The sequence below is a fragment of the Alistipes putredinis DSM 17216 genome, assembly GCF_000154465.1.
Taxonomy (GTDB): domain Bacteria; phylum Bacteroidota; class Bacteroidia; order Bacteroidales; family Rikenellaceae; genus Alistipes; species Alistipes putredinis.
On record NZ_DS499577.1, the window covers coordinates 1,001,350 to 1,021,334 of the forward strand.

General features: G+C 52.6%; 19 protein-coding genes and 1 pseudogene. 13 read left to right on the plus strand and 7 right to left on the minus strand.

Translation table 11 applies throughout. The annotated features are described in order from the left end of the window. Positions 1–6: 6 nt before the first annotated feature. A complete protein-coding gene (locus tag ALIPUT_RS04890; RefSeq protein ID WP_004328631.1) occupies positions 7–390 on the minus strand; it encodes a hypothetical protein in 384 nt (127 codons plus the stop codon). Beyond that, on the minus strand, positions 387–827 hold the full coding sequence (locus tag ALIPUT_RS12085; RefSeq protein ID WP_004328632.1) for a hypothetical protein: 441 nt from the start codon (positions 825–827) through the stop codon (positions 387–389). Before ALIPUT_RS12085 ends, ALIPUT_RS04890 begins: the two co-directional genes overlap by 4 nt. A 271-nt stretch (positions 828–1,098) precedes the next feature. Between ALIPUT_RS12085 and ALIPUT_RS13270 the strand changes: the two are divergent. The 9 genes and pseudogenes from ALIPUT_RS13270 to trxA all read left to right on the plus strand — a co-directional run bounded on the left by ALIPUT_RS13270 (position 1,099) and on the right by trxA (position 8,895). Further along, positions 1,099–2,408 (plus strand): annotated as a pseudogene (locus ALIPUT_RS13270) (phage portal protein family protein). 2 nt (positions 2,409–2,410) lie between these two features. Continuing rightward, positions 2,411–2,992, plus strand: a complete 582-nt coding sequence (locus tag ALIPUT_RS04905) for a hypothetical protein (RefSeq protein WP_004328635.1) — start codon at positions 2,411–2,413, stop codon at positions 2,990–2,992. After that, positions 2,989–3,789, plus strand: coding sequence for a hypothetical protein (locus ALIPUT_RS04910; RefSeq protein ID WP_004328636.1), 801 nt, complete (start codon positions 2,989–2,991; stop codon positions 3,787–3,789). Before ALIPUT_RS04905 ends, ALIPUT_RS04910 begins: the two co-directional genes overlap by 4 nt. Positions 3,790–3,831: 42 nt before the next feature. Next, the gene (locus ALIPUT_RS04915; protein WP_004328637.1) at positions 3,832–5,088 is read left to right on the plus strand and encodes a Clp protease ClpP; all 1,257 of its coding nucleotides are present in this window, start codon (positions 3,832–3,834) and stop codon (positions 5,086–5,088) included. Between the two features lie 132 nt (positions 5,089–5,220). Then, the gene (locus ALIPUT_RS04920; RefSeq protein WP_004328638.1) at positions 5,221–6,270 is read left to right on the plus strand and encodes a hypothetical protein; all 1,050 of its coding nucleotides are present in this window, start codon (positions 5,221–5,223) and stop codon (positions 6,268–6,270) included. Positions 6,271–6,350: 80 nt separating this feature from the next. Further along, the gene (locus tag ALIPUT_RS04925; RefSeq protein WP_004328639.1) at positions 6,351–6,647 is read left to right on the plus strand and encodes a hypothetical protein; all 297 of its coding nucleotides are present in this window, start codon (positions 6,351–6,353) and stop codon (positions 6,645–6,647) included. A 12-nt stretch (positions 6,648–6,659) separates the two neighbouring features. After that, a complete protein-coding gene (locus ALIPUT_RS04930; RefSeq protein ID WP_004328640.1) occupies positions 6,660–8,003 on the plus strand; it encodes a DUF2586 family protein in 1,344 nt (447 codons plus the stop codon). 8 nt (positions 8,004–8,011) lie between these two features. Further along, positions 8,012–8,467, plus strand: a complete 456-nt coding sequence (locus ALIPUT_RS04935) for a hypothetical protein (RefSeq protein ID WP_004328641.1) — start codon at positions 8,012–8,014, stop codon at positions 8,465–8,467. A 110-nt stretch (positions 8,468–8,577) separates the two neighbouring features. After that, on the plus strand, positions 8,578–8,895 hold the full coding sequence (trxA, locus tag ALIPUT_RS04940) for a thioredoxin (protein WP_004328642.1): 318 nt from the start codon (positions 8,578–8,580) through the stop codon (positions 8,893–8,895). Positions 8,896–8,966: 71 nt separating this feature from the next. Here trxA and ALIPUT_RS04945 read toward each other — a convergent pair whose 3' ends face one another. The 5 genes from ALIPUT_RS04945 to ALIPUT_RS04965 all read right to left on the minus strand — a co-directional run bounded on the left by ALIPUT_RS04945 (position 8,967) and on the right by ALIPUT_RS04965 (position 12,902). Continuing rightward, positions 8,967–10,058, minus strand: coding sequence for a hypothetical protein (locus ALIPUT_RS04945; protein ID WP_004328643.1), 1,092 nt, complete (start codon positions 10,056–10,058; stop codon positions 8,967–8,969). Between the two features lies 1 nt (position 10,059). Beyond that, positions 10,060–10,605, minus strand: coding sequence for a hypothetical protein (locus ALIPUT_RS04950; protein WP_004328644.1), 546 nt, complete (start codon positions 10,603–10,605; stop codon positions 10,060–10,062). Positions 10,606–10,616: 11 nt separating this feature from the next. Next, complete coding sequence (locus ALIPUT_RS04955) at positions 10,617–11,474, minus strand: nucleotidyl transferase AbiEii/AbiGii toxin family protein (protein WP_004328645.1); 858 nt, start codon at positions 11,472–11,474, stop codon at positions 10,617–10,619. 3 nt (positions 11,475–11,477) lie between these two features. Beyond that, on the minus strand, positions 11,478–12,062 hold the full coding sequence (locus ALIPUT_RS04960) for a type IV toxin-antitoxin system AbiEi family antitoxin domain-containing protein (RefSeq protein WP_004328646.1): 585 nt from the start codon (positions 12,060–12,062) through the stop codon (positions 11,478–11,480). A gap of 66 nt (positions 12,063–12,128) precedes the next feature. Next, positions 12,129–12,902, minus strand: coding sequence for a metallophosphoesterase (locus tag ALIPUT_RS04965; RefSeq protein ID WP_004328647.1), 774 nt, complete (start codon positions 12,900–12,902; stop codon positions 12,129–12,131). A 204-nt stretch (positions 12,903–13,106) separates the two neighbouring features. Here ALIPUT_RS04965 and ALIPUT_RS04970 point away from each other — a divergent pair, with 204 nt between their 5' ends. From ALIPUT_RS04970 to ALIPUT_RS04990, 4 genes are all read left to right on the plus strand, one after another. Then, on the plus strand, positions 13,107–13,460 hold the full coding sequence (locus tag ALIPUT_RS04970) for a hypothetical protein (RefSeq protein WP_004328649.1): 354 nt from the start codon (positions 13,107–13,109) through the stop codon (positions 13,458–13,460). Between the two features lie 292 nt (positions 13,461–13,752). After that, the gene (locus ALIPUT_RS04980; RefSeq protein WP_004328650.1) at positions 13,753–17,628 is read left to right on the plus strand and encodes a phage tail tape measure protein; all 3,876 of its coding nucleotides are present in this window, start codon (positions 13,753–13,755) and stop codon (positions 17,626–17,628) included. A 19-nt stretch (positions 17,629–17,647) separates the two neighbouring features. Further along, positions 17,648–18,640: a DUF6046 domain-containing protein gene (locus ALIPUT_RS04985; RefSeq protein WP_004328651.1), complete on the plus strand. Its 993-nt coding sequence runs from the start codon at positions 17,648–17,650 to the stop codon at positions 18,638–18,640. Beyond that, on the plus strand, positions 18,631–19,983 hold the full coding sequence (locus ALIPUT_RS04990) for a hypothetical protein (protein ID WP_004328652.1): 1,353 nt from the start codon (positions 18,631–18,633) through the stop codon (positions 19,981–19,983). Before ALIPUT_RS04985 ends, ALIPUT_RS04990 begins: the two co-directional genes overlap by 10 nt. Positions 19,984–19,985: the final 2 nt, after the last annotated feature.

Here is a 19,985-nt window from a genome sequence, read left to right on the forward strand (position 1 = left end):
CTTGTATTATTTTTCATTCTTTTTCTCTTCTAAATCACGTTGTTTACAGAACTTCCGGAACTCCTTGCGCCGCTGGTCATACGCCTGACGCTTGTGGGCCATCTCACGCACCGTGAAATAGCGGCGCTCCACACCGCATAGGCGGTCGTACTCCTGCAATGTCAGGTTGTCGAGGTCCGACAGGTCGATTTGCACATCGGGGTGCGCGTGTCGGAAATAGAAGCCTCCGGTGGCTACATACTTCCCGGTGCAGGAGAACGATATGCTTTGGAGGTTGATGCCTGAAAAATCCGCCGCGCTGTGCAGCGAGCGCACCACGGCGATGAGTACATACGCGCCGTTGAAGACCAGCAACTGCTTCGAGGGTAAAAAAGGGCCTTTCATTTTCATTGCTCATGAGGGTTTGAGGTGGGATTCAGTTCTTCTGCGGTAAACCGCTGCTGCGCCTGCATGAGGATGTAGGAGTCGGAACACACGATGCCGACCAGCATCATCTGAGACATGCTTTCCAGCAGGTACACGCCGAATACGGGGTCGGCACAGCAGAGGAACGGCAAGGCAAAGGATTCTTCCGCCAGAAAGTGTCCCGACGCGGCATCCACGGCAAGGCGTTCGTCCGGCTGTATGCCGTACATCTTACCCAAATGCTCTATCCAAAGGGCGAACCCTTCGGTGAATTCAGTAATCTTCTCTTCCGGTTCCAGTTTCATGGATTGCAGGAAATGTGTCATGTCAAAATAAGTTCGGGCGTCGGTAACGGTAAACAGCAAATCCGGAAACTCGCCGAACCGAAGTCTGAACCCTTGATGATTTTCTATTGCTTTCATTTTCTCAAAATATTGAATTTTGAAGGAAAATATATACTTTTCGGCTCGATTTTGGCTATAAATTTGCCGATAAATTTTCTTGTTAGTAATTCATTTATAGCGATTTACAAACAACAAAACAGCGCAAAAACAAGCAAAAAAACTATAAGTATTCATCCGCCTATTTTGTATGGTAAACCGAACATATTGGAGGTAATTTGTTCGTATGGTCGGAAGGGTGCGGATAACCCATTTTTTCGGGTTCGAACTATTCTTTTTGAAACCCGAAAAAATGCAGGAAGAAGGTACTTTTAACCACGAGTTGCTCGAAAGCATATTCCACACGTCAAAAAAAACAATTCAGGAATACGTACGGGAAATCGAACGGCACAACCGCTACCGCTCGGTGCGCTCGAACATGCTGCTGGGAACCATCCTCGACGACCGGGCGCGTCTGATCGACCTGTACGATGCGTGTCTGCAACAGGATGCGCACATCCGTGCGGTCATCGAGACGCTCGAAAGCCAGATACTCGGTGACCGCTATATGCTCGCCCGTCTGAACGACAAGGGCAAATACGTCAAGGATGTGAAAGAGAGCCAGAAGATACAGGGCTCGCAATTCGATAAAATCATCCGTGGCATCATCGAAGCCAAACTCTACGGTTATACGCTTTTGGAAATCATGCCGGACATCGACCCCGATACGGGTCGCCTGAAAGAAGTGAACAGCATCGAGCGTCGCAACGTCCTGCCCGAACAGGGCATCGTCGTCAAGCGGCAGGGGTTGTGGCTGCCGCACTGGGACATCCGCTCGGCCGCCTACCGGAAGCGTTATGTGCTCATCAAGACGGGAGATATTTGGGACTCTTCTCGGCCACGACGCCACTTATCCTCGCCAAAAAGTTTACGATTGCGAACTACTTGAATTTCAGCCATTCATACGGTCAGCCGATTATTCACGGAAAGACCGTCAGCGAAAACAACATGGATCGCAAGCGTCTGGCGCAAGACATCTCCAATGCAGCTCAAAATAAAATCATCGTAACGGGATTGGAGGACGAAGTGGACATCAAGACCTTCACCATGTCAAACAGCGAGAAGATATATACCGGACTAATTCAGTTCGCCAACAAGGAGGTCTCGAACCTCATTCTCGGCTCCGAATCGATGGCCGGAGGCATGCAGTCGTATGTCGGCTCCACCAAGGCGCATCAGGACATCTTCCGCGACCGCATCGAGGTGTACCGCCGCTACATCGAGAACGTGATGAACGAGCAGATTGTCCCCCGTCTTGTGGCGATGGGCTATATCCCTGCCGGGTTGGAATTCAAGTATTCCAACCGCATCGACATGAATAACGAAGACCGCATCAAGCTCTACTCGCTCATCACGGACAAGTACGAGGTGGCGGCGGACGAAATCGAGAAAGAGTTCGGCATCATCGTAGGCAAGCAGCTCAACGTGATACCCGGCATGGGCTGCGGAGGCGGTGCTGTGCCCGGCGGTAGCTCGTCGGACCGTGGCATCATGTCGGACGAGGAATACTACAAACGTTACGGTCATCCCCGAGGCGTGAAACAAACCGACACCAACCCGTAGCCATGAGAATCACCCTTGAACAATTCTGCGAGCAGTGGGCTCCGAAAGGCAACGGCCGTTATCTGCCCAACAAGATGGAGTTCAACACCCACGACTTCGTGACAATGGCCGGCGAATACTCCAAGAGCCGTTTCCGCACCAGCTTTGCCGAAGGCGGATTGTATGGCAGCGGCAAGCTGTGGCCGGAGCGTAAATCCCGCTGGGGACGCCGTTTCACGCATCCCGTAATGAACGATACCGGTAATTTGTCCCGCTCTATTTTCGGGGAGGCGGAGCGCATGGACCGCACCAACCTTACCCAGCGTGCGTATGGCGAACGGAAAAAGATTTTCCGCCGTGGGGCTCGTTATGCCATCTGGACCAAGGCAAGCAATTATCACCAGCATGGGAAGCGCGGCGCTTCCCAAAGTTACGCAGCCGTGCACAACACCGACCCGGCTTTGGGGCTCTATACCGTCAATCAGTACAGCCGTCGGCGACCCGAGCACCGGCAGTTTATCGGCATTAGCCCGAAACTGAACCATACCGTCAATCAACTGTTTATCCCCATCTTGTTCCGGGGATTTCCCTTTCCGAACCCATGATCAGAGACAAGAAACCACATAATCCACCCGTAAACGGTTCCGCTCCGGAAGCGGAACGACCTGCGGTCGCCGTGCCGGAATCGGTCTCGGAGAATCCGTTCGTGAACATGTATCAGGCCGTCCGGCGGGCCATCCTCACGCTCAGGGAGAATCCGGAGGACCCGCAAAGTCCATCGTTCTTCAGAACAATCATGATTGACACGGGACAGTTTTCCCGTATCGTGCGCAGCGAGAACCTGGAAATGGAAATCGCCTTCCCGGCCATCTTCATCCGCTTCGTGAACGTGCGCTACCTCGTGCAGCAGCAACGTATCGGCGAGGGCCGCGCCACCATGCGCATCCGCTTCATCCTCAATACGCTCAACCATACCGACCCGGAACGGGAATGCGACCCGTTCATCGTTTTCCAACGGTTGAACGTCGCCATTCAGGATGCCAAAAGCCATGAACCGGCACTCACGGAACGCTGCAACCTCCTTTACTTCGACATGCCTGTTACCACCAATATGTTGCAGGCGTACTGGGTGGATTACGAGGTCTGGTTCCGGGAATCGTCAGCATGGAAGTACCGCAACTGGGTCGAGCGCTACTTGGTCATGCCGCCTTTCACGCAACATGCCGATGCGCCGCAGCACGACACGGCGGGACACGGGCACCATGCCGAACCGGTTTACGAAAAGGTTACGGGATTCCAGCCCTCGGTCGATGTGCCGGACCTGCCGGAGGAGGATGAAAAAGAACCCGAAGAGGAAAAGCCTGCCGGGGATGTTCCGGATGGCTCCGGAGACGGATTATAAACCATTTTATGCGAGCGAAGCTATTCTTACCCAAAGGAAAAGATGAACACGGAAACTTTTGAACATATCGTCTGTCAGTCGGGCGCAGGGCGTCCGGCCTCCATCCGCTTCTTCGGCCGCATTACGGAAGAGAGCGCGGGGCGTTTCAGCGAGGCGTTCGACTTTTTGGAGAACATCGTGCGTCCGTCCCTCATCCGGGTGCTCATCAACTCGGAGGGCGGTTCGGTGCTGCACGGCATGACGGTCTATGCCGCCATCCAGAACGCCTCGGTGCCTACCGAATGCGTCATCGAAGGCATGGCCGCTTCGATGGGCTCCGTTATCTGGGCTGCCGGGGACAAGTCGTTCATGCGGGATTACGGGATACTGATGATTCACAATCCGTTCCTTCCCGACGAAAACGATGGGGAACCGTCCGAGCTGGTCAAAGCCTTCACGGCACAAATCGAGACCATCTACCGCAAACGGTTCGGGTTAAGCCACGAGAAAGTCCGGGCCATCATGGACGGCGCTGCCGGGCAGGACGGGACATTCTTCGATGCGGCGGCAGCCGTGAAAGCGGGCATCATTCCCGAAAGCCATGTACTGAGGACCAGCAAGCAGCTCCGGGACAAGGTGCGTGCCGACCTGTCGGGCATCACGGATGCGGCGGCCATACAGGCAGTCATGAACCGCATCACACCGCCCGAGGATGAAAATCACCCGTCGGGCGAGAAAACCACTATTCTTAATACGAAACTTAATCAGAGACCCATGAACGAAGAGAAAACATTATCCCCGGAATACAGCGCAGTGATCGCCTCGCTCGGCATGCAGGAGAAGAACGAGGTCAAGGACGTGCTCTCCCGCATCTCGGAGCTGACCGGTGTGGAAGCCCGGCTGGCCGAGGCGAACAAAGCACTGAGCGATGCCAAGACCGTCATCGCGGGTAAGGACGCCGCCATCGGCAATCTCCAGAAAGACCTCGACAGCGTAACCGCCCGGTTGCAGGTCTATGAGCAGAAAGAGGCCGACGCCAAGGCAAGCGCCATTGAGAACTTCTTGCAGAAAGCCGTGGACGAAGGCAAGATAGAGGCGGACGCGGTGCCCGGCTGGAAAGAGATGGCCGCCACGAACTTCCAGTTGGTGCAGGACACCATCGGTTCGATTCCCGCCCGCGAGAAAATCAGCGAGCAGATTGCCACCGACCCCGACAACGCCAAAGCGGCAGCCGATGCCTTGAAGAGTGCCGGACAGAAAATCGCCGAGCAGGTCGAAGCCGTCGTAGGCAAAGACTTCCAGTTCAAGAAACTGCAATAACCCCGTCCGGTGGGAGACGTACCATCCCGCCACCTTGATACACATAAACTGATTTGCCGGAAGTGGTTTACCGCTTTGAGTCGATGCTCCCTGTTCGCGGCCGAGATTCTAACCCAGAAAATCACTAACACAATGGCAGATACAGTAACTTTCTTACAGAACGGCTATGCCGGAGAGGTATTGGAGGACCTGCTCACCTACACGGCGCAGGGCAACGACACCTACCGTGAGGGGCTGATACACATCAAGTCCGGCATCCAGCACAAGTACACCTTGCCGGCCATCCGGTTGGGAGACATCATTCAGGACAACGTGCCCACGCCCCAGAGCTCGCACGGAGCCAAAGGCGAAAACGGCGAGAACGAATACCAGTTCACGGAACGCCATCTCGAACCCGCCGAGTTCATGGTTTACCTCGAATTCAATCCGCGCGACTTCGAGGCGTACTGGAAATTCGCGCAGCCGACGGGCAACCTCGTCTTCCGCGAGCTCGACCCCAAGTTGCAGGCCACGATGCTGCGCCTTCTGATGGACAAGAAAAACGAGTTCATCGGCAATGCCATCTGGACCTCGGCCAAGGGCGGTGCGGCCGCCGCAGGCATCACGGCTCCCGCCGGTGCCGTGCAGATCGGAGCCGGCAAGGAGAAATACTTCGACGGGGTCGTCAAGCGCATCATCGACAACGTGAACGCCACCGATGCCCAGACCGTCGCAGGCGGCCAGTGCATCGTCTCCGGTACGACAGAGCTCAAGGACGGTGCTGCGGTCGAGGCGGCCCTCTACTCGATGTGGAAGAAATGCCCCAAGCAGATCCGCAAGCGGTCGGGCCTGAGCATCGTCATGGGCTGGGAAGCGTGGGACGCCTACGACCAGTATATCACCGACAAGATGGTAAAATACTCCGAGAACAGCGAGGTAAACCGCTACCGTTTCAAGGGTAAGCGCATCATCCCCATCACGGGCGTACCGGAGCACACCATTGTCATGGGCAACTTCACGTCGGGCATGGATTCCAACCTGTGGATGGGTGTCGATTACGCCAACGATGCCGAAGTCCTCAAAGTGGACCGCCTGCAATCCAACTCGGAACTCTTCTTCTTCCAAATGCGAATGAAGATGGACGTGAACATCGTCAAGCCTGCCGAAATCGTCGTCCATACGGCCTACGCCAAAACGGCATAACCCTTTACCGAATCACCGAATAATAACCGTGCGGGGGATGGACACCATGCTCCATCCCCCTTTTTCATACCGAAATATCTATGGCAAAGACTCAAACGACCATTCCCGAAACAGATACAACCCAGCCCGATGCGACGGTAGCCGCACCGTCGGCAGCAACTGTGGAGAAAGATACGGCATCCGAGAAAAACCCGAAGAAAGAACAGGCACCGAAAGCGGCGACCGAGATTCCGGCTGCGGTGTTGGCCATTCTCGGGAAATTTCCCGACTACAAGGAACTCTACATCGATGCCGACGGCAGCATGTACACGCCGCAGACCACTCCGGCCATCCGGGGCAAGGCCATCCTCTACAAGAATCCCTATTACAAATCATAACATGCAGGCGATATGGCTTTAGGTAATGTAATCATCAAGGATGTGGACGGCAATCTGCCGTATGCCGCATCCGCAAGCAACGAGAAAATCACGGGCCTGCTGTTCGACGTATCGGGACAGCCCGACCTTTTTACCGCCGGTTACGGGAAAAGCAACGAGATGAACGTGGCACCGGGCGATGTCATCTGCATCACCAGCCGTAAATCCTCCGTGCAGGACTTCGGCATCCAGGAGCGTGTCGCGTGTGACCCGGACGAGGAGGCCAACGAAAACTTCCTGTTCGGTATTCCGGCCTACCATATCCGCGAGTTCTTTCGCATGGGCGGCAACATCGACGGTCCGGGGCGGCTGTATGTCATGTTCGCGGACTGCTCCCAGAACTGGGACGCATTGGACGTGATGCAGCGCGCGGCGGACGGGCTCATCTCGCAGGTGGGTATCTGGACCGAGCAGCCGCTCTGGAAGCTCAACGGCGAGCAGGAGAAATACAACCTGAACCTCGTCAAGGGCATCAACGACAAGGCGGTGGCACTGGCCGAGCTGAACCAACCCCTGTCGGTGGTGCTGTGCGCCAACCCCGGTAACACGGGCAGCGACACGGAAGAGGCAAAGGTCATTGACCTGAACCGTATCCCGTCGGCCATCTGCGAGTCGTCCCGCACCAGCGTCATCTTCGGGCAGGCGCGGAACGACCAGAACGCGACGATTCAGTCCCGCAACCCGAACCATACGCCGGTGGGATTCCTGGGTGCTGTCATGGGCGCCCTTGCCAAGGCGAGCGTTCACGAGTCCATCGCCTGGGTACGTCAGTTCAACCTCTTTGCCGACGACTTCCAGCAGATTGAGCTCGGGTTCGGAGATCTTACGCTCGATGCCGAGGACGAATTCGTATCGACCAACCTGTACGAATCCCTCTCGCCGGTATTGCTGGACGAACTGGATGACAAGGGATACATTTTTCCCATCAAGTATTCGGGTCGGGAGAATGGCATTTACATCTCCAAAGACCAGACCTGCTCCAACGGGGACTACCGTACCATCGCCCGCAACCGTACCATAAATAAGAGCCGCCGTGCCGTGCGCGAAGCCTTGCTACCGTATCTGCACAGCCCTCTGATGGTGAACCCTGCAACGGGCTTTCTCGCACCCTCGAAGATTACGGCCTTCAAGACCCTGATCGGTGATATATTGGCCAAGATGCAGGCAGCACAGGAGATCAGCGGCTATGCCGTGACCATTGACCCCAACCAGAACGTACTGGTGGACGATACGCTGCGCATCAGCTATGTCATCGTACCTGTCGGTGTGGCCGTGAAAATCTATGTCGAGGAAGGCTTATCACTAACCGCTAAATAGATGTAAACATGGCAATCATAAACAACGTCGCATACTCTTGGTCGATGATTACCTTAGCCAGTACGGCTTTGGGAATCGAGGAAGGCTCCACCGTACTCGAAGGCGTTTCGGGTATCAAATGGAGCAAGAAACGCAAAATCGAGCCCAACTACGGTCTGGGCGGGAAACCGGTCAGCCGGGGTTTCGGAAACATCTCCTACACGGCGAGCATCACGATGGACTATGCCACGCAGCAGACCCTGCGCTCGACCTACGGCAGTCTGATGGACATCGGAGAGTTCGACCTGATCATCTCGTTCGCCAACCCGATGGCCAGCGATGACTGGACGACCACCACCGTCACGTTGAAAGGCTGTATCTTCAGCGAGGACGGCATGGAGAGCCAGCAGGACGATACCAATATTACGCACGAGTTCGACCTCAATCCCTTTGATATTCAGATTGGAGATGGGGATACCATTTAGCTTTCATTCTCTTGCATGGGACCGCTTCTTTTTGAAAAGGGGCGGTTTTGTGTTTGCGATCCGGGGATATTTCGGTATCTTTGCAGCCTTTTGAGTATAACCTATAACGAATGATTATGATACAAGCGACAGAGAAGAACTTTGATGAGCTGCTCTCTATGGAGAAGCCGCTCATGGTCGATTTCGGCGCCGAGTGGTGCGGCCCGTGCAAGGCGTTGGCACCGATGGTTGCGGAGTTAGCGGAGGCCTACAAGGAACAGGCGGTTATCGCTGCGTGTGACGTGGAAGAGAACAACGACATAGCCGTAAGGTATTCCATCCGGAACATACCGACGGTGATTTTCTTCAAGGACGGCAAGGAGGTCGGACGGCAGGTCGGAGCCATTGCCAAATTCGTGCTGGAGGAGAAATTGAAAGCGTTGCTGTAAAAAAGAGAGAATGTCTCCCGATGTCGGCATTCCCTCTTTTCTTTGTTTCTTCACTTCTTCAAGAGTTACTTTTAATTTTCTAACAACTTATTGAATATAGATATAACAGAATTTTTCGCCTCTGTCTTATCACTTAATAAACTTACTAATGAAGGAGCAAAACTAAGCAAGGCACCTGTCAATGCTAATGGCGCAGATATGACTGAAATTGTTCCTAAAATGCTAATAATTCCGCCACCTATTCCGCCACCAATCTCAATAGTTTTTTTTATTTTCTGCTTCGCTTGCTCATTTCTTCTACCTATTGCTTTAACAATCAATGATCTTACAGAATCAATATTATTAGACGCAGATAAAGCTCCTCCATTTGTTAAAATCTGGAGATAATCTCTATAAAAATCCTTTTCTTGAGATATTATGTCATAATATTGAGTGATAGGAGTATTCAGCACAATATTCAATTCTGTTTCATTGATTATTTTTTCTGATAATAATGCTCCTAATATCCCATCGTAAGCATATTTTCCGGAGCTAAGACCTCTTGCATCGGAGAAATCGATATCTTGTTCGATAATTGTTTGGAACCGTTCAGGTGATTCTGCTATCGTATATGGATGTAAATTACAATATTTTGTAATTGATAGCATATTCAAAAGACTTAATAATTCCGGAGTCATATCAGCTCCATTTCTTATGACTTCTGATATAATCTGCTTTGAATCAGAATGCCACATAAAAGGATTGGGAATCATTACGATCCTTCCTTTTTCTGCTAAAGGTAAGAGATTGACTAATGAACTCGCAATGGAACCAATATGAGTTATATTTATCCGTTCAGGAGACAATTTAGATAAAATCCGTTCGTATAAGTAATCAACTAATACAATTCTGTCACCTAACGAAAAACCAACTTTTACAGCTAAGTCCAAATCGTCTACTAAACCAAACAAACCCATCTGGACAAAGGCTTCCTCTCGTGTCCTTAAAATAGAAATCGCACTCTCTGTTTCCTTCCATATTTGATCTAAAGTCTTTTTCAAATTGATAAAGTCTGAATTACAAACCTTGTCAGGATAGAATACAGCTCTATTATCTGTATTGAAATCGATATGAAGATGAGTTTTTATTGCTTGAAGATAATTTATAGTAAAATGATTATCCATATCAGTAAAAGATATAACCGCATTCTTGTTTTACATATTCAAAAATTTTCTCTTTCGCAAAAACTCGTTGGTTCTCTGGTAGTGAAGAAATATATGCCTTAATTTCATCTATTCTACCAAATTTATCAATTTGAGCCTTAATAACACAACCAATAGCTTCTGAATCTTGCCGATTTTTATCATCATGGGATATTGCAAAAGATAAAACAGCATGTAAGACATCAACAGGAATCTTAATAGTACACATTTTTCTAAAATGCGACATATTATCACTCCAAAGAGCACCTATATTGGGTGATAATGACGCAATAATGTGCTTCCAATATGCAATTGGACTAATAGTCCAAAGATACTCTATATAATCGGCAATATAATCCTCCTGAAATCTGCGGTTATTTACTTTAGAAAATATTTCTGAGTCAGTCATATTTTCTACAATCCATTTTGCTTCTTGCAAAGGTAGTTCTTGCAATTCATGATGAAGATTCTCTGTCCAATCAGGCTTCATCAATTCTTGTTTCTTTTCAGATAATTTTTTATTGTCCATATTATTTCGAATTATAAATTTTCCCAATATCCTTGTAGTCGCTCTTTTATTACGGTCATTACTGTTTCAAAGGACAGTTCTTCCGTGTATTTGATTTTTCGCAAGAAACCTTTCCAGAAAGCAATACGTGTCGGACTTTTCACGAACTCTTCCGCAAACAGAATGTGATCCGGCTTGTATCCGGTTTCTCTATTCGAGAAGGTGGCGGTAATAGCCTGTTGCAACATCTCTTCATTCACTTTGTTGCTTTCCAGAATGCGGTACACGTCAAAAAAGTCTTTCATCCGGCTGTTTTCTTCCGCCAGATCAATCATAGCCTGAAATTTCTCCGCCACGACCGTTTCCAATGAATAGGCCATGATATTGACAGCCGGAGTTTCTTTCAGCAATACCGGATAATCCAGTTCTTCGGGTTTCGGCGTAATCACATCTCCGAACCCGATATCCATCGAAATGACTTGGCGGATGGTATCCAGCCGAGCCGTAACATGAAGCCGTATGCCATGATATTCCTTGTTTACCGTTATCTCTTCGGCTGAGATGCTTTCCGTGTCGAATGTCATCCCGTCCTCCGGACAAGACACGGCACATATCTCCTCGAATGCCATTTTTACAAACTCCTTGTCCCTGCTGATTTTATCGCCGAGGAAGTCTATGTCCAAGGTCGGACGTGCCCGGAACTGTTCGAGAGCGTATAGCAACGCGCCTCCTTTCAGAAACAGTTTCTCGCGGAAACGGCTCTGAGACAAGCGATACAACAGGCGTTCCTGAATGTAACGGATTACTATGAGCTGGTAACCCAGCTTTTCCGCTTTGGATATGTTCAGGAGTTTTGCCCTGACGGATTTTCCGTAATTCTTTTCTCCCATATTTTATAACTGTATTTCCAGATATTTTTTTATTGTTGATGCCACACGCATAATTTTGGCGTATTTCATCAGTTTATCGATGTCCCGCGTTTTGCGGCTCAGGTAGTTCTTCAGTATCTCGGAGCTGACATCAATACCGATTTTATTCCGGTGTTTTATGGCGTCACAGACCGATTTTTCGATGTCATAAACAGGAACGGTAATCCCTTCTATGACGGTATGTGTGATTCCGGTTTCATAGGCCACTTCATCCCATCGATATATCGTAATGGGAGGATATTCAGGTGTCCTTACTTTTCTGTTACGCGCTATGGCAATATAATACTCAGTCGGTATTTGGGTGGTCAGTCCATAATGGGACCATGCAGAGTACATACATAGAACGCCTCCCGGAATGACTATCTCAACATCAATCATGGTTTTAGCCATTTCATCCGGCAACAGATACACACCTGGGCGTATGCGAACCAAATCTCCGTTTCTGACCAGTTCCAGTACCTTGTAATACGTTGTGCGATTTACGGCCTTCGCCTGATTCGCAGTAATGTAGCCTCCATTGTTCCGTATGATGTTCTCAATATACTCCATGTCTTCTTTTATCTTTCGTACAAAGTTACCACAAATTTTCAATACAGTGGTACATTTGTACAAAGATTATTCCTCGACTATCTCCATATATCGAGCCGGATCAAATGAAATGTGCTCATTACCACCGATATATCCTAATTGATTCGACAGGCACCTGGTGTTTCTGATCGTTGCGTCGATGTTTCGGTGAGAGTGCCCGTATATCCAATATTCAATCGGGCTCGCTTCGATATAGTCTGTCAGGTCCACCATAAACGCTCCGTTGATCGGACTGTCCTGAAATTCAGGAGCCATCAGTAGCGATGAGGGGACGTGATGTGTCATAACCACGATGTGTTTGGCCTTGCTCTGTTTTACGGCCTCGGTCAGAAACCGGAAACAGCGAAAATGCTCCTCGTTGAAGCGGGTCCACCTTAGTATGTCGTTCTCGCAACGGATATTCCTAAAATCATTCACACGCATAACGGTTTCCGCTGCTTTGTCGAACGGAATCTGTGCCCACAGAGGTGTCACAATCAAGTCAATTTCTACCCCCAGCGATATGACCTGATTGTTATAATAACGAACATTGGGGCGAAGGGCATAACTCCATCCGTCTACCGTTGTTGCCATATCGAATCCCCGGTAAAACTCATGATTGCCCGGAATAGCGATTACTTGTTCGTAATGGTCGGCTGCCCAATCCCAAAACGGATGTCGCTCGCAGTATTTATCACTCAAGTATCCGATGTCACCGGCAAGAACAAGAATATCTCCCGTTACGGCCAGGGGATGTTTCTGCAAAAAACGGCTGTTTTCATCAAATTCCAGATGAAGGTCGCTTGCGTATTGTATCTTCATTTCTCTATATATCAATATCGTTGTTATCTGACGGAATATGACCGCAAAAGCAGGTTTTATCCTATATATAAACAGGCTCCGTATTATGCCGAAACCTGTTGCAAGATACGAATAAACAAGTAGATAGACAATTTTATCTGCGAAATTACACCCGTTGAAGCGATAAAGCCGCTATTCCTTTTTGTAACCAAATATCACGCAGAAATGGAAGATAAGAATCTTACGCTGGAGCAGGAAGCCCAGATTAAGGAGAAGGCGGCCGCGCTGAAGGCCGAAAAGAAAACCCGCAAGGTCTATCCAATGGTCGTGTTCGGCGACACGGACTGCGGCGAGAAGGAGTTCTACGTCGCCTACATGGGCGAGCCGACCTTCCCGCAGTTCTCGAAGTTCATGGCGGCATCGAAGAAGGACGAGGTGAACGCCATGCGTCAGCTCGCCCGCGACTGCTTCCTCGACGGCGACAAGGAGTTGGTGGATAACGAATCATTGTTCCTCTTCGGTCTGATGTCCCAGCTTTCGGAGATTATCACCACCCGTCAGAGCCTGCTGGTAAACTGATAGACACCTGGGCAGTACGTGACGACCAGCGGATTCGTCAACGGCTGATCTATATCCGCCACTACTTCCCGGGTGTTCATCTCGACAGCATCACGGACGAAGAGTTTGCCATGCTTTCCGAGGAGGCGTTGTGGCTGCACCAGCAGGTGCTCGTCTCCCGTCTGACCTTGCAACCGCCGTCTCCCTGATCCGCTTTCCGAAGCCCCGCAGCCCTTGTGACTGCGGGGCTTTCCTTTTCAGTCCCCGGCACCCGAAAAGGGCTATTCTTTCAACGGATGTAAACACGCTATTCATGGCTCAAACGCAGAATTACGAAGTCTATTACGATATAAAGGTCAATGCCACGGAGGGAACCGAGCAGGTCACTGCCTTTGCCAATGCCGTCGAGAAGCTGAGCAAGGGTCGGATAAGTTTTGCACCGGTCGTGACCAACATCAACGAGATGATGCAGGCCGTGGAAAAGACCTTCCGGGGAAAGAACGGCAAGAAGAAGGATTTCAACTTCGATCTGGAAATCCGAACCGGCGAAACGGAAAAGCGACTGGAAGGTGTCAAGAACCTGCTGACCGAAATCAAAGAACTGACGCAGGGCATCAAGCTGACCATCAATCCCGGCGAGAAAATCGACGGTCGTGCGCTCCGTAACCAGACCAACAAACTTGTCGGCAAGAAAAAATTGGACGAGCAGCAGGCCGAGGCGAAACGGAATGCCGCTTCGGCTGTCAAGAGCGTCATGGACACCCAGCGGACGGTCACCCGTTCCATCGGCAAGATCAACTCTGCCCTCGCTCATTTAGAGAAAAGGCGTGAGGTAAACATCAAGACCGACGCGGCCCGGGCACGCTTGCAGGAAATTCTCATTCTTTTAGGCAATATCCGGGGCGCAGCCACTATGACGCTGCACCTGAATACGGCAGCTCCCGCGACCTCCGTCCCTGCCGGTCCCGTCGTGCGCCCGCCGTATGCCCCAGTCGCAGCCGCCGTTCTTTCCGACAAGGAACAGGCCGGACTGAACAAACGTCTCTATGCGGACGAGGCCATGAACCGTCAGCGCATGCAGCAGGCCAAAGAGAAAGCGGCCTTGCAAGTGGAGACCTTCCGGCAGATGTCGGAGATCCGTGCCGCCGAGCGTGCCGCACGCTTACGTGAAAGCGAACGTACGCGTACCGACCGGGAGTTGCGCAAAATTGCCGAGCGCACCCGCCGCGAGGAACTCAATGCGGAGAAGCGACGCCGTCAGGCCGAGGATACCCAGCGGCGGCGCAACGCAGCCCGTGCGGTAACAACCATGCGCCGTCAGGCGGCTTTCGAGGATTCCGTGTACGGCAGCAAACGCCGTGCGGCCATCAACCGTATCCAGTATTCCAAGGCTCCGTCGTGGCGGAACCTCCCGATGGCCGGAATGCTCAACGCCTACATGGCCTACAACTTCCTTCGCACACAATTCACGGAGGCCGTCGAGTATTCCAACATCATGCAGTCGGCACACTCGATTCTCCGGGTTGCCGATTCAGACCTGGCGACCTTCGAGGGGCGTTTCGACCGGATGGCCCGGTACGTGCGCCGCATCGGTGTTGAGACCAAGTTTACGGCCATCGAGGTGGCGGGTGCGGTGAAATTCCTCAGTATGGCCGGTATGGGTATCGAGACCATCAACGAATCGATCCGCCCGATTACGAACCTCGCGCTCATCGGGGACAACGACATCTCGCAGATTGCCGACCTTGCCACCAACATCCAGACCGGCTACAACATCAAGAACACCAGCATGGGCTCGGTGGCCGACATCCTGGCCTCTACCGTCTCGCGTTCCAACGTAAACATCATCGAGATGGCCGAGTCCTTCAAGATGGCTGCCGGTTACCTGCGTCTGTCGGGCGTCGATTTTACGGAAGCATCCGCCGCCATCGGCGTGCTCGGCAATATGGGTATCAAAGGAACAATGGCCGGTACGGCTTTGCGAGCTATGGCCACCCGCTTTGCCAAACCCACCAAAGAGGCGCGGGAGGCATTGGACCGTCTGGGTGTGAAATTCACCCGCATGGAAGACATCTACGGCAAGCAGGTGGAAAAGCTGCGCCCGCTGGCCGACATCTTCGAGGACCTGAACAAGAAAGGGGCGACGATGGCCGACATGCAGACCATCTTCGGCAAAATCGGAGGCAACGCCGCCATGATGTTTGTCAGCAACTACGGGCAGCTTCGGACGCTTGCTTCCCAGAACCGGGCGTCGCAGGGCATCTCCTCCGAACTGGCGCAAGTCAAGCAGGACACGACCAAAGGCTTGTGGTACCAGATGACCTCCCAGCTTACGGAATCCTTCATGCAAGGGTACGAACTCATCGAGCCGGTCATCCGGAGCACGTTGAAAGACTTCCTTGCCAAATTCAATTCCCGCGAGTTCGCCCGAGGTCTCGCCTCCATTGGGCAGGGCGTCATGAGCCTGCTCTCCGTGCTGGGTAACTTCGCATCGTGGATGACCCGTAACTTTTACTGGATCGAACCGCTCCTGTTCACCGGCTTTGTCGCCACGCGGCTGTTCAAACTCGCCGGCGCCCTGACCAATGTCGGCGTCGCGGTCGGCTTTATCGGCAAACAGACCGCAGGCAACTCCATCGTCGAGCTGGTTTCCGGTCTGACCGGCCTGACCAGTGCACGAGGAATCAAAGCACTCTCTTTCGCCAACAAACGGGCCCTTGTCACGGCCTTGCGGGCAGCCGGTGTCAGCGGCAAGGGTGCGATGGGCCGTGCCTTGTTGCAAAGCGGAGCCGGGTCCTTCGCCGCCCGTGCCGGATTCTCCTCGCTGTTCGCCTCACAGGTCGCTACGGGCGGCGGTCTGGTCGGTGCTGCCGGTTCCCTGAGTGCCATTGGTACGGGTGCCGTTGCCGCAACGGCCGGTATCGCCGCATTGGTGGGAGCCTTGGGCTGGGTCGCCTACAAGACATGGCAGATCAAGAAAGCCAAGGACGCCGTACTGGAAGACATAACCGCCAACGAGAAATACCGCTATCCGGTCATCGAAGACTTGTACGCGGCCTTGCACAAAACCTACCAGCAGGCCATCGATACCAAAAAGGCGGTGGACGACCTGACCTCCGGCAAGACAGTTGAGGAAAGCAGCGGGCATAAAATCGGAATATTTACCGGGAACTGGTGGATGTCATTTCTGGCTGAACTCGGCGCCAGCTTGTCTTCCTCCCGAGGGGGTGTCTATCATGCTCCGGCATACAGTTATAGCGATGCTCAACAAGACGACAGCCGGGAGGCCATTACCGCCATTGCCCGCCGTGACAGCCAGTCGCGCCTGAACGCCGCCTATGCCGAGTTCGGCAAAATGTCCGACCCGTTGGAGGTCCGTGCCTTTATCGAGAACATCGCCCTCAAATACGGGCAGCAGGCGGTGACGGCGGCCGAAGCCGCAAAGAAACTCGGCTTGGACAAACCTTTCTGGTTCGAACGTAACGGCAAGATTACCTATACCAACGCTCTCGGTGACCTGCCGGAAGTGGCTGCGGCCTATACGCCCACTTACGCCGCCTACCAGAACAACACCACCGTGAAACACATCACCACGGCGGCACAAGGTTATCTCGATGCCATCGAGAGCATGGCGGGTGCCCGTGCCCTGATCGAGAAGTCGGGATTCGACTATGGAGAGTTGGCCCGTGGCGGCTTTACGCAGAACAAAGACGGGCTGTGGGTACAGAAGGCTTTGAACGCGCAGGCTACCGACAAGGAGCGGCAGGAGATGCTGGCCGGCCGGCAGCGCGTGCACCACCTGTTGGTAAACCTTTCCGGTACCCTACGCCAGGTATTTGGCGGTTCCTCGGAGGCTGCGGAAAACATCCTCCGTAAGGCGGGCTTCTCAGCTGCGCTCTATGCCAACGAGCCGGACTCGAACGACACCTCCCCGTTCAACGCCAACCGCATCACGAACATAGGAGACGATGACGGCGGCGCGGGCGGCAACTACTCCGGTACGGGGCGGTTATCTTCGGCGGCTCCCAAGCAGGTCATCGTCAACATCACCAACCTGATGAGCGTGGAGACCATCGACCTGTTGAAATCGCCCGAGGGTCAGACCGCCGAGATCCAGCACTTCAAGGAACAGATGGCACAGGCCCTTATCGACGTAGTGCATGACTTCGACGCCTCGTGGAACGGTTAATTAACGAAAAGACAACGACATGAAGAACCTATTCGGCAGCAGATTGCTCAATATCGGTGCCTCGACGCTTCTGAGCGGGGGCATCCTTTCGCATGGCGGACTGGGCGGCTACATCAGCGATGCCGCCCGTCGCGTCATCGGTCTGGGACTCGCGGAGTTTCAGGACGGTGCCGTACATTACTTCTCCAAGAACAGCGACATCCTGAAACGTGCCGTCATTCAGTTCGCCAGCCAGACGGCCTACGGCATGCTCCGCTCTTATCCCCGCTATATCAAATACTGGGAACAGAAAGAGCGGGACAAATACCTCGAAACCCAGTCGCAGAGTGCCATCGTCAACAAATCGGGACAATACTACCAGCTCATCAAGGAGCAGCAGGCTGTCGCCGAGAAGAAGAACTACACCGACAGCATAGTGGGCCGCACGGTGGCAGACTACATCGAATTGAAAATCAGCGGCGAGGGAACCTACTACGACAAAGAAAGCGGCAAGGTGGAGCCCAACAGCAAATACGGGCTGATCACCTTCGTCGATTTGGGTCCGCAGGTACAGCTCTCCTCGAAAAACAACATCGTGCTGACCACGGTGCAGGGTCGTGACTACACCCGAAAAGAGTTCATTTCGGGCGGTGATCTGGAATTTACTATAAACGGTCGGATAACCAGCAAATATCCCGACGTGTACCCGGAAGCCGAGCTGTCGAAGTTCCTGAAAATCGTCCAGTACAAAGGTGTCATCGACTGCGACAACACCATCCTGCGGCAGTTGAAAATCTCGCAGCTTATCATTCTGGGTTACTCGCTTCCAACCGCCGAATACCGAAACGTGCAGCCCTATACCTTGCAATGCGTGGCCGTGGAACCCTCCGAGGCGGTAGAACTGATCTCCAAAGATGCGGAGGTCGTGGATGAAGCCATCGAACATACGAACAAATGGATCAAGTGGGTACGGTTCGGCACCGATGTCATTGACCCAACCTCCATATTAAAACTGAACAACCTATGGCTGTAGCACCGCTTGACGTATTATGTTGCCGGATTACCATCGGAGACCCCGATGCGGGCAATCCGATGTCCATTCTGAACCCCATTACGCTTACGGAGGTGCAGGAGGTCGAAATCGTCGAGACCTACAAGAAACTCATCGGCACGGCAACCATCCGTTTTCCAAAAGGGACCATTTTCCGCTCCACCATCATCGGTACGGCCACCCTTGAAGGCAAAGACGCCAGCCGGATAACCACCGAGGTCATGCAGGACGGCGTGGTCATCGAGAAACGTTCCAGTTACTCGGCGATGGACGCCACGACCTTCAAAACCGGGCAACGGGTGCGTATCCGTTTGGGCTATAACGGGATGCTGCGCACGATGTTCGACGGATACATCACCGGCTATAACACCGAGAGCAGCTTCGAGCTGAAATGCGAGAACATGGCTTACAAGCTCAAGCTGAAGCAGGCACCCAAGTTCGAGACGCCGGCATCGGGCACGAGCGTGAACGACGTGATGGAGGGCAAATACAACATCCTGAAAGATACCGGATTCAAACTGCACTCCGAGACCAAGCGGTTCGACATCCAGATCGGGAAAATCAAAATCACGGACAACTTCACCGTTGCCGACATCCTCTCGGCGTGGAGCCGTTACCGCATCTACTGCTTTCTGAAATACGACGAAAACAGTCCCGACCGGATGCCCGCCATCGCTATCGGCCGTCCGTACTCCTCCGCCAAGAGTCAGCCCCGGTTTCCGGAAGACAGCGCATCCGGTCCTTTCTGTATCCGCTTCGACACGCATGTGGCCTCGTCGGATTTGAAAGTGCTCAAGACCGACCCGAAATTCCTTGCCGTGCAGGCCAAGGCGTTGGGCTCGGATGAGAAATTCTTCGAGGTGACGGTGCGCCTGAATCCCGACTACGACCCGAACGTTTCCGGCAGCAAGGAGTTCCAGACCGTGAACGCCACGCAAATCAGCAAGAAGACGCACAAGGTGACGGGCAACACCACGGCCAGCGGTGCGCAGACCCGCACGAAAGTGGACCTTTCGACCTACACCATCGTACCCTACATGTCGCCGAACATGAAAATCAACTCCGACAAGCTCGTTGAGGAGGCCATCGAATACTTCCGCAGCTACAACCTGAACGGCATCAGCGGTTCGGTGACGCTCTTCGGGGATTTCGGGTTATATCCGGCCTGTCAGGTGGAACTCATCGATGACCGGAACCCGGCCAAGAACGGCACCTACATCGTCGAGGAGGTTACAACCACTTTCGGGACGGGAGGCTACCGGCAGAAAATCACGATACCGCATAAAATCAAAGGAACAAAGACAACGTATGGAAATAACTCTTAAAG

Coding starts and splice junctions, on each gene's coding strand:
- ALIPUT_RS04980 (WP_004328650.1), top strand. CDS start 13,753: ATGGCTCAAACGCAGAATTACGAAGTCTATTACGATATAAAGGTCAAT.
- trxA (WP_004328642.1), top strand. CDS start 8,578: ATGATTATGATACAAGCGACAGAGAAGAACTTTGATGAGCTGCTCTCT.
- ALIPUT_RS04930 (WP_004328640.1), top strand. CDS start 6,660: ATGGCTTTAGGTAATGTAATCATCAAGGATGTGGACGGCAATCTGCCG.
- ALIPUT_RS04905 (WP_004328635.1), top strand. CDS start 2,411: ATGAGAATCACCCTTGAACAATTCTGCGAGCAGTGGGCTCCGAAAGGC.
- ALIPUT_RS04965 (WP_004328647.1), bottom strand. CDS start 12,902: ATGAAGATACAATACGCAAGCGACCTTCATCTGGAATTTGATGAAAAC.
- ALIPUT_RS04935 (WP_004328641.1), top strand. CDS start 8,012: ATGGCAATCATAAACAACGTCGCATACTCTTGGTCGATGATTACCTTA.
- ALIPUT_RS04950 (WP_004328644.1), bottom strand. CDS start 10,605: ATGGACAATAAAAAATTATCTGAAAAGAAACAAGAATTGATGAAGCCT.
- ALIPUT_RS04960 (WP_004328646.1), bottom strand. CDS start 12,062: ATGGAGTATATTGAGAACATCATACGGAACAATGGAGGCTACATTACT.
- ALIPUT_RS04890 (WP_004328631.1), bottom strand. CDS start 390: ATGAAAATGAAAGGCCCTTTTTTACCCTCGAAGCAGTTGCTGGTCTTC.
- ALIPUT_RS04910 (WP_004328636.1), top strand. CDS start 2,989: ATGATCAGAGACAAGAAACCACATAATCCACCCGTAAACGGTTCCGCT.
- ALIPUT_RS04970 (WP_004328649.1), top strand. CDS start 13,107: ATGGAAGATAAGAATCTTACGCTGGAGCAGGAAGCCCAGATTAAGGAG.
- ALIPUT_RS04990 (WP_004328652.1), top strand. CDS start 18,631: ATGGCTGTAGCACCGCTTGACGTATTATGTTGCCGGATTACCATCGGA.
- ALIPUT_RS04925 (WP_004328639.1), top strand. CDS start 6,351: ATGGCAAAGACTCAAACGACCATTCCCGAAACAGATACAACCCAGCCC.
- ALIPUT_RS12085 (WP_004328632.1), bottom strand. CDS start 827: ATGAAAGCAATAGAAAATCATCAAGGGTTCAGACTTCGGTTCGGCGAG.
- ALIPUT_RS04955 (WP_004328645.1), bottom strand. CDS start 11,474: ATGGGAGAAAAGAATTACGGAAAATCCGTCAGGGCAAAACTCCTGAAC.
- ALIPUT_RS04920 (WP_004328638.1), top strand. CDS start 5,221: ATGGCAGATACAGTAACTTTCTTACAGAACGGCTATGCCGGAGAGGTA.
- ALIPUT_RS04985 (WP_004328651.1), top strand. CDS start 17,648: ATGAAGAACCTATTCGGCAGCAGATTGCTCAATATCGGTGCCTCGACG.
- ALIPUT_RS04945 (WP_004328643.1), bottom strand. CDS start 10,058: ATGGATAATCATTTTACTATAAATTATCTTCAAGCAATAAAAACTCAT.
- ALIPUT_RS04915 (WP_004328637.1), top strand. CDS start 3,832: ATGAACACGGAAACTTTTGAACATATCGTCTGTCAGTCGGGCGCAGGG.